Consider the following 8342-nt stretch of genomic DNA (forward strand, 5'->3'; position numbering starts at 1 on the left):
GCTTTCCAAGCCGGATCGGGGGTCACTTGCCCTTGGAACGCGCGGAACGGCGCGGCGATGGGCCTGCCGCAGCGCCTGCTTGTGCCTGCATCTTCGCCCACAGACTGTCGCGCTTTTGCAGCGATTGCGACACGTCGTCCTTGAGCTGCTGGGCCACGGCCGAGACCAGGGCATTGCACAGTGCAAAGGTCGCGGTGTACGAGTCGAAGGGCGAGGCATTGTGGGTGGACACCAGCAGACTGTGCTGGGCATGGCGCACCAATGGGGCGGCCATGCTGTCGCAAATCCCCAACACCGTGGCCCCGCACTCCCGAAAATACCGGGCTGCCTGCAGCGTGTCCTGGGCATAGCGGCGGATCGAGTAGGCGATCAGCACATCGTCGGGCGCCACCCACAGCAGGCGGTCCACCGGAAATGGGGCACGGCTGCCCAGGTCGGCCACCCCAGGGCGGCAGATGTTCAGGTGCGTGGTCAGGTACATGGCCACCGGCGAACTGTTTTCGCCAGCGACCACATAGATCCGGCCCTGGCACTGGCAGATGGCCTGCACCATGGCCTGGAAGGCCGCCATGTCCAGCTGCTGGAACGTGGCCTGCACGTTGTGCAAATCGTGCAGCACGGTGTCGTCCACACACTCGGACAGGCTGCGTTCACCGCCAATCGTGAAGTTGCTGCGCTGCGAGGGATTGGGCAGCGCCGCCGTCAGCTGGGTGCGTGCTTCCCGCCGCACCTCGGCCATGCTGGGATAGCCCAATTTGGCAAAGAAGCGCACCACCGTCGGCGCGCTGGTGCCGGCCGCAGCCGCCATCACGCTGGCCGGGTCGAGCAGGCCTTCGGGGTAGCGCTGGCGCAGCGAGGCGGCCAGGTTGCGCTCACTCGCGGTGAGTGCATCGGCATACAGATCAATACGTTGCGGCAAAAACATAAGCAGCGGACACAGGTCAAGGGAAAGAGGTCGTGTGCACACCGCCGGGCAGTGGCATGCATCCGGGGCGATGGTCCTGCAAGGCACGCCGCCAGGCAAGCCTGGACTGGCCAGTCGATACCCCCATGCTTCACCGGCTTGCAATTCCTGACGACTTGTCGGAATAATGATTTTTCAATTTCACATAATTTTTATGATTATTGAAATTTTCATTTCATAAGCACTGCCATGCCCCTCTCAACCGCGCCCTCTTCCCCCCCTTCCCCCGACGCCACAGCGGCCGCGCTGCAATGGCTGGCCGAACAGGCCAGCGCCATGCAGGAGCTGCTGCAGCAAGTGGTGGATACCGACAGCGGCAGCGGCGATGTCGAAGGCGTACAGCGCGTGGCCGCATTGCTGCGCGCACGCCTGGAGGCCGCCGGCATTGCCGTCCAGACCCTGCCGGAGCCAGGCTGGGGCGAATGCCTGCTGGCCCGTGTCCCCGGCCACAACCCCGCAGCCACAGGCCATCTGCAGTTGATGGGGCACATGGACACGGTCTTCCCGCGTGGCACGGCGGCGCAACGCCCGTTCCGTGTCGAAGCCGGCCGGGCCTACGGCCCCGGCGTGGCCGACATGAAGTCCGGCTTGGTGATGAACGTGTTTGTGCTGGAGGCCCTGGCGCGCTTCGGGGGCAACGCGTCCCCGGTGCAGCTGTTCTTTTCCTGCGATGAAGAAGTCGGCTCCCCCGCCTGCCGCGGACGCATCCGCGAAATCTCGCAGGGTGCACGCGCCGTGCTCAATGCCGAACCCGGCCGCATCAGTGGCAATGTCGTCAACGAGCGCAAGGGCTCGTACCGCATCGACTTTGAAGTCCAGGGTGTGGCCGCCCATGCCGGGGTCAATCCGCAGCAGGGCGCCAGCGCGATTGCCGCCCTGGCGCACAAGGTGCTTGCGCTGCACGCGCTGACCGAGGCCCAGCCCGGACTGCATCTGAATGTCGGCTTCATCGAAGGGGGCATGGCCTCGAACGTGGTGGCACCGCTGGCCAAGGCCCACCTGGACATCCGCTACACCGCTGAAAATAATCTGGAGCATGCACTGGAGCAGGTGCGGGCCGTCATTGAAGCCGAGCACCTGCCCCGCACCCAAGGCCGCATCACCGCCATGACCGGCACCTTGCCGATGGCGCGCACCCCCGACGCCCTGCTGCAGGCCTACCGCCGCAGCGCGGCCCAGGTGGGCTTCGAGGTCGATGGTGAATTCACCGGGGGCGCGGCCGACAGCGGCATCACCTCCTCCATGGGCATCCCCTCGCTGTGCGCCGTGGGCCCGGTCGGTGGCTACCCCCACAGCGAGCGCGAATTCTGCGACCTGGCCACCTTCGTGCCGCGCGCCCAGGCGCTGCTGCTGACGCTGCAGGCACTGGGTTGATCCCTTGCTCCTTGCATCCCGTTCAGTGGCAGGCCCCCGTGCCGGCCGCTGAACCTGTTTAACCTTTACCGGATTTCCGCATGCCTTCCTCCCACCACCCCATGACCACCCTCTCCCGCCGCCGCCTCCTGGGCACTGGCCTGGCCCTGGCCGGCAGCACCACACTGCCAGCCCTGGCGCAGAGCGATAAATACCCCAGCCGGCCGATCACACTGGTCGTGCCATTCCCACCCGGCGGCTCGGTGGACGTGATGGCGCGCATGTACAGCGACGCGCTGTCCCGCATCCTGGGCGTGCCCATGGTGATTGAGAACAAGCCGGGGGCCGGCGGCTCCATCGGCACGCAATACGTGGCACGCGCGAAGCCCGATGGCTACACGCTGGTCGTGTCCTCGCAGAGCAGCCACCTGGCCAACCCCTTGGTGCAGCCCAACCTGGGCTACGACCCCATCAAGGACTTTGCCAACCTGGCCATGCTCGGCCGCCAGCCCAACGTCGTTGTCGTCCACCCCAGCCTGCCAGTGAAGAACATGCAGGAATTTGTGGCCTACCTCAAGGCGCGTCCGGGTCAGGTGAACTTCTGCAGCGCCGGTGCCGGCAGCATGGGCCAGCTCAATGCCGAGGCCATGCTGATGCAGTACGGCGTCCAGGCCATGCACATTCCCTACAAGGGTGGCTCGCCACTGATCACCGCCGTGCTGGCCAACGAAGTGCAGTTTGCGTTCGACAACCTGGTGATCTTCCTGGAACACATCAAGGCCGGCAAGCTGCGCGCACTCGCCGTGGCCGCGCCCGAGCGCCTGGCCCAGCTGCCCGATGTGCCCACCTTCGGCGAGCTGAACCAGCCGATGCTCAATCAGACGTCCTGGACCGGCATCGCCGCCCCGCAGAACGTGCCCGCGGACATCCAGGACATTCTGTTCAAGGCCATCCGCCAGGCCGCGACCGAGCCGGCCATGGTCAAGCAGTTGAATGACCGGGCCGTGATCGTCCCCGAAGACATGAAGCCCGCCGCCTTCGAGAAGATGATGGCCGACCGCCTGGTGGGCTACGGCGAAGTGGTGCGCCGCGCCAAGATCAAGCCGGAGTAAGCGCATGGAGCGTGCCGGCAGCCCCTGCTGAGCGCTGGCGGCACGCGCCACATTCGGTTTCCCATATACCCCCCATGCATTTCGGGGCAAGCAGCGAACCCGTGCGCCGGGTAGAATCAATCACCGGGCCCAAGTTTTTTGAGGTCCGGTTTTTTTTGCCCGCTGTCTGCCAGCGCCGCACCAAACCGGTCTCCAAGCCAAGCGCCTACCCTCGAAAATTGAGGTGGGTGAGATTCCCACCGTGACCTTTCCGGAGCTTGGAACCATGGAAATCTTCGACTACGACAACATCCTGCTGCTGCCCCGCAAGTGCCGCGTGGAAAGCCGCTCGGAATGCGACGCCAGCGTGGAGCTGGGGGGCCGCACCTTCCGCCTGCCCGTCGTGCCCGCCAACATGAAGACCGTGCTGGACGAGAAGATCTGCAAATTCCTGGCGCAGCACGGCTACTTCTACGTGATGCACCGCTTTGACATCGACAACGTGGCCTTCACCAAGGCCATGCAGTCGCAGGGCCTGTACGCCTCGATCTCGCTGGGCGTCAAGGCTGCGGACTACGCCACCGTGGACCGCTTCGTCGCCGACGACATCTGCCCCGAGTACATCACCATCGACATCGCCCACGGCCATGCCGACAGTGTGAAGAACATGATCCAGTACCTGAAGGCCAAGATTCCCGACGCCTTCGTGATCGCCGGCAACGTGGCCACGCCCGAAGCCGTGATCGACCTGGAAGCCTGGGGCGCCGACGCCACCAAGGTGGGTGTGGGCCCCGGCAAGGTGTGCATCACCAAGCTCAAGACCGGTTTTGGCACGGGCGGCTGGCAGTTGTCGGCGCTGAAGTGGTGCGCCCGCGTGGCCACCAAGCCCATCATTGCCGACGGCGGCATCCGCAGCCACGGCGACATCGCCAAGAGCATCCGTTTCGGCGCCACCATGGTGATGATCGGTTCGCTGTTTGCCGGCCACGAGGAGTCGCCCGGCAAGACCGTGGAAGTCGATGGCGAGCTGTTCAAGGAGTACTACGGCTCGGCCTCGGACTTCAACAAGGGCGAGTACAAGCACGTCGAAGGCAAGCGCATTCTCGAACCCATCAAGGGCCCGCTGAAGAACACGCTGATCGAGATGGAGCAGGACGTGCAGTCCTCGATCAGCTACGCCGGCGGCACCAAGCTGATGGACATCCGCAAGGTCAACTACGTGATCCTGGGCGGTGACAACGCCGGCGAACACCTGCTGATGTAAGCCTGCGCGAGCACGCCCCCCCGAAAAGCTGCCCCTCCGGCAGCTTTTTTCATGCCCGCACGCCCACGGTCCCCCGTTGTGCGCCGCCACAGGCCGACGGTCATGGCCAGGTAAACGGTGTGCAAACGTCTGCAACACTTTGTTGAATCCACGAACTTCCGCACGACAGCGAGCACCAACCCCGTGCAAGTCAATTTCTCGATTGGAGTTCCTGAATGAAGAAGAAAATCATGGTCACCCTGCCCCTGCTGGCGGTGGCTGCCACCGGCTCGGCCTTTGCACAGTCTTCCGTCACCCTGTTCGGTAACGTGGATGCTGCGGCCACGGTGGTCGATGGCCACAACACCTGGTCGGGCCTGAACTCTGGCGGCAACAAGGACAGCTATTTCGGCCTGCGCGGCGTCGAGGACCTGGGCGGTGGGCTGAAGGCCCAGTTCTGGCTGGAATCGGGCATCAACGCCGACACCGGCGCGGGCGACTCCGGCAGTGGCGTGGACTTCAAGCGCCGCGCCACCGTCGGCCTGATGGGCAACTTCGGTGAAGTGAACCTGGGCCGCGACGAAACCGCCGCCTACAAGGCCATGAAGCGCTACGACGTGTTCCACAACGCCGGCATCGGTGGCTCGCAGGCCTGGGGCATCGGCAACAACGACGACAAGCGCAAGGACAACCTGATCGGCTATGTCTCGCCCAGCTTCGGCGGTGTGACCTTCTCGGCCAACTACGCCTTCGGCGAAACCAACCAGAGCACCTGGAAGACCAAGGCCTACTACGACGCGGCCGTGTCGTACGACCAGGGCCCCTGGTCCGCCAGCCTGGCGGCCGAGCAGCAGAACAACGTCGACTTCGGCGGTGCCAACATCCGCCAGCGCGCCTACGCCGTGGGCACCGGCTATGACTTCGGCAGCTTCAAGCTGCTGGGTGCGTACCGCCAGGCGCGCAACACGCCCGAGGGCCAGTCCACCGTGAAGAGCGAGACCTACACCCTGGGCGCCTCGGCCCCCGTGGGTGCGGCCGGCGTGGTCAAGGCGGCGTACAACCACTACCAGTACCAGCCCGTGGGCGTGGCCACCAAGCTCAAGGCAGACCAGCTGTCCCTGGGCTATGAGCACAACCTGTCCAAGCGCACCGCGGTCTACGGCACCTACGCGTTCCTGAAGAACAAGGACTACGACGCGGCCGTGGGCGGCATGAGCCTGGAGCCCGCCGCCCTGCTGAGCGACAGCGGCAAGCAGCAAGGCCTGCAAGTGGGCGTGCGCCACACCTTCTAAGGGGGGCCGCCGGTGGGACAAGGGGCCTTGCGGGGCGCCTTGTCGCTACTTTAACCATAGCTTCTGGCGCAGGACACACCTGCGCTGGAGGCTATTTTTTTTGGTAATGGGATGATGTGCGGCTGACGGTTGCGGGTGCTGCACAGCACGGCGCCATCCCCATACCCTCTGCCCCCCACGCGGCGGGCCAGACGTTGCCCGGCGCCGCCAGCCACCGCCGGCTTCGGCGCACAGCAGCGCCCACACAGCTGGCCGCATATGGCGCCGGGCCCGCTACACCACCGCGGCGCTGAAGGGTTCGGGCCGGCGTGCCAGCAGGTGCGACAGCCGTTGCAGGCCGGCCTTCAGCCGGCCCCGGTCCTGGGTGCTGCCCAGAGAGATGCGGATGGCATTCACGGAGGCGCGGCCGGGGTCACCGGCGGCAAAGGCTTGCGCGGGTGTGACGGCGATGCCCTCGCGCCCGGCCGCCTGCGCCAGCTGCGCGGAGTTCCAGTAGCCCGGCAACTCGAGCCAGACATGCAGGCCGTCGCCCGCGCCGCTGTAGCGCCCCGCCAGCACATCCCTGGCCATGCGGTGGCGCAGGCGCGCCTCCTGGCGCACGCCCGCCATCAAGCGCTGCGCCGAACCGTCCAGGATCCACTGCGTGGCCAGGGCGGCCGTCAACGGTGCGACCATCAGCGCAAACGACCGGAGCGCAACCAGAAAGCGCTCGCGCTCCTGCGGGCCGGGGAGGCGCACGAAGGCAACCCGAAGGCCAGGGGTCAGGCACTTCGACAGGGTGGAGATGTAGATAACCTGCGCCGGCGCCCAGGTGGCAATCGGCGGCGGCGGGGCCTCGGCCAGCAGCCAGTAGGGGTCGTCCTCGACGATGCGCACCTGGCAGCGCTGGGCAATGCGGGCAATCTCCCGGCGCCGGTGCTCCGGCATGGTGATGGCCGTCGGGTTCTGCAAGGTCGGGTTGAGGTAAACCAGCTTGGGCTGGTGCGCGCGGCAGGCTTGCTCCAGCGACTGCGGCAGCATGCCATGGTGGTCCACGTCCACCGCCACAATGCGCCGCCCGAACTGGGTGGCGGCAGTGCGCAGGCCGGGGTAGCTGGCGGGCTCGGCCAGGATCACATCACCAGGCTCCGTCAGCGCCAGGATCAAGGCCGCGATCGCTGCTTGCGCCCCTGGGCAGACCAGCACCTGCGCGGCCTCCAGCGGGCCAAACATCGGCGCCAGCCACTGCGCACCCGCCTGGCGGTCAGCGTCGCTGCCCCCGCCCAGGTGGTAGGTCATCAGCAGTGGTGCATCGGCCCGCATCAGCACCTGGGCCAGCCCTTGCCGGAGCAGGTCGCCGAAGTCCACGCCATCGGGCGGTGGCGGGGTGTTCATGCTCAGGTCCAGGATGGGCGCCAGCTCGAGCTTGGGCGCTGCCACGTAGGTGCCGCGGGCGCCGCGCCCCTCCAGCAGGTGGCGGCGTCGGGCTTCGTCGTAAGCGCGCGTGACCGTCGTCAGGTCCACGCCCAACTGGGCGGCCAGGTGGCGCTGCGGCGGCAGGCGGTCACCGGGTTGCAGGGCGCCACCCGCCACCGCCGCCTGCAGCGCATCGGCGATCTGCAGAAAACGTGGGCCGCCCTGCCGGGCCAATTGCGGCAACCAAGGGGGGGAAGAGTCCTCTTGCATGGTTTTCAACGCCGAGATGCGCGCGCGATGTATGGAAATTGCTTTTCAGTAGAGTATGTTCCAGAGCCGGTAGCAACACGGTCTTTGCAGGGATTTCGCTGACCATGTGGCCGCCCCCTGCGGGCGGCGGTGCGCCCCAGGGCAGACCGTGCCACGTCATAGCTTGGAAGTTTTCAAATGATCGATTGGGTCCCCGTAGTCTTCGTCACGTTCAAGGTCGGCATCTTTGTCACGTGCATGTTCTTCGCCATCAAGTGGCATTACGACCAGGGTAAGAAAAAAGGGGCGAGCCGGCGCGCCCTGCTGCTCACGGGCGGCAAGGTGGCCGCCATCTTCATGCTGGCCCTGCTGGGCGTGATGCTGTTCACCTTCACCCTGGCCAAAACGCTGGGCCTGGACCTGAGCCTGAACTGAGGGCCCAGGCGGGGCGGGTGGCTGCCACCCAGCCCTCGCCCTTGCGGGCGCAGAGCGGCCCCTGCGAGCCCTGAGATTGCCCCAGGCCATAGTGCCACAATCGGCCTTCTGCGCAAGCCCAGCTTGCGCAAGGCGCTATCAAAACAAAAGGAGCCACATGGCTCCTTTTGTACGTTCGGCGCAGCCGCTGAAAAGTTCTTTACAGCTTGCCGACCATCTCGGGCACCGCGGTAAACAGGTCGGCCTCCAGCCCATAGTCGGCCACCGAGAAGATCGGCGCCTCGGGGTCCTTGTTGATCGCCACGATCACCTTGGAGTCC

7 protein-coding genes and 1 pseudogene are annotated in these 8342 nt (G+C 66.0%); 5 read left to right on the plus strand and 3 right to left on the minus strand.

Annotated elements, in window-relative coordinates; translation table 11 throughout:
• Positions 1-22: 22 nt before the first annotated feature.
• Positions 23-925 carry a MurR/RpiR family transcriptional regulator gene (locus FYM52_RS06375; protein ID WP_154163489.1) on the minus strand — a complete coding sequence of 301 codons (903 nt, stop codon included), beginning with the start codon at positions 923-925 and terminating at the stop codon, positions 23-25.
• 228 nt (positions 926-1153) lie between these two features.
• On the opposite strand from FYM52_RS06375, the gene FYM52_RS06380 reads away from it, so the two are divergent.
• The 4 genes from FYM52_RS06380 to FYM52_RS06395 all read left to right on the plus strand — a co-directional run bounded on the left by FYM52_RS06380 (position 1154) and on the right by FYM52_RS06395 (position 5943).
• Complete coding sequence (locus FYM52_RS06380; protein ID WP_154163490.1) at positions 1154-2338, plus strand: M20 family metallopeptidase; 1185 nt, start codon at positions 1154-1156, stop codon at positions 2336-2338.
• Positions 2339-2439: 101 nt separating this feature from the next.
• On the plus strand, positions 2440-3429 hold the full coding sequence (locus FYM52_RS06385) for a tripartite tricarboxylate transporter substrate binding protein (RefSeq protein ID WP_154163491.1): 990 nt from the start codon (positions 2440-2442) through the stop codon (positions 3427-3429).
• A 265-nt stretch (positions 3430-3694) separates the two neighbouring features.
• Positions 3695-4672 (plus strand): GMP reductase, encoded by a 978-nt coding sequence (locus FYM52_RS06390; RefSeq protein WP_154163492.1) that lies wholly within the window; start codon positions 3695-3697, stop codon positions 4670-4672.
• 215 nt (positions 4673-4887) lie between these two features.
• Positions 4888-5943, plus strand: coding sequence for a porin (locus tag FYM52_RS06395; RefSeq protein ID WP_238826145.1), 1056 nt, complete (start codon positions 4888-4890; stop codon positions 5941-5943).
• A 273-nt stretch (positions 5944-6216) separates the two neighbouring features.
• Here FYM52_RS06395 and FYM52_RS06400 read toward each other — a convergent pair whose 3' ends face one another.
• The gene (locus FYM52_RS06400; protein ID WP_154163493.1) at positions 6217-7608 is read right to left on the minus strand and encodes a PLP-dependent aminotransferase family protein; all 1392 of its coding nucleotides are present in this window, start codon (positions 7606-7608) and stop codon (positions 6217-6219) included.
• Between the two features lie 177 nt (positions 7609-7785).
• Here FYM52_RS06400 and FYM52_RS06405 point away from each other — a divergent pair, with 177 nt between their 5' ends.
• The gene (locus FYM52_RS06405; RefSeq protein WP_154163494.1) at positions 7786-8022 is read left to right on the plus strand and encodes a hypothetical protein; all 237 of its coding nucleotides are present in this window, start codon (positions 7786-7788) and stop codon (positions 8020-8022) included.
• Positions 8023-8221: 199 nt separating this feature from the next.
• On the opposite strand, the pseudogene FYM52_RS06410 reads toward FYM52_RS06405, so the two are convergent.
• Positions 8222-8342 (minus strand): annotated as a pseudogene (locus FYM52_RS06410) (electron transfer flavoprotein subunit alpha/FixB family protein); the annotation flags it as partial.

Source organism: Comamonas sp. CAH-2 (assembly GCF_009668305.1).
Classification (GTDB): Bacteria; Pseudomonadota; Gammaproteobacteria; order Burkholderiales; family Burkholderiaceae_C; genus Comamonas; species Comamonas aquatica.

What these genes read in the sequence shown, in the direction of transcription:
- FYM52_RS06405 (WP_154163494.1), top strand. Translation starts at nt 7,786, where the DNA reads ATGATCGATTGGGTCCCCGTAGTCTTCGTCACGTTCAAGGTCGGCATC.
- FYM52_RS06385 (WP_154163491.1), top strand. Translation starts at nt 2,440, where the DNA reads ATGACCACCCTCTCCCGCCGCCGCCTCCTGGGCACTGGCCTGGCCCTG.
- FYM52_RS06395 (WP_238826145.1), top strand. Translation starts at nt 4,888, where the DNA reads ATGAAGAAGAAAATCATGGTCACCCTGCCCCTGCTGGCGGTGGCTGCC.
- FYM52_RS06400 (WP_154163493.1), bottom strand. Translation starts at nt 7,608, where the DNA reads ATGCAAGAGGACTCTTCCCCCCCTTGGTTGCCGCAATTGGCCCGGCAG.
- FYM52_RS06375 (WP_154163489.1), bottom strand. Translation starts at nt 925, where the DNA reads ATGTTTTTGCCGCAACGTATTGATCTGTATGCCGATGCACTCACCGCG.
- FYM52_RS06390 (WP_154163492.1), top strand. Translation starts at nt 3,695, where the DNA reads ATGGAAATCTTCGACTACGACAACATCCTGCTGCTGCCCCGCAAGTGC.
- FYM52_RS06380 (WP_154163490.1), top strand. Translation starts at nt 1,154, where the DNA reads ATGCCCCTCTCAACCGCGCCCTCTTCCCCCCCTTCCCCCGACGCCACA.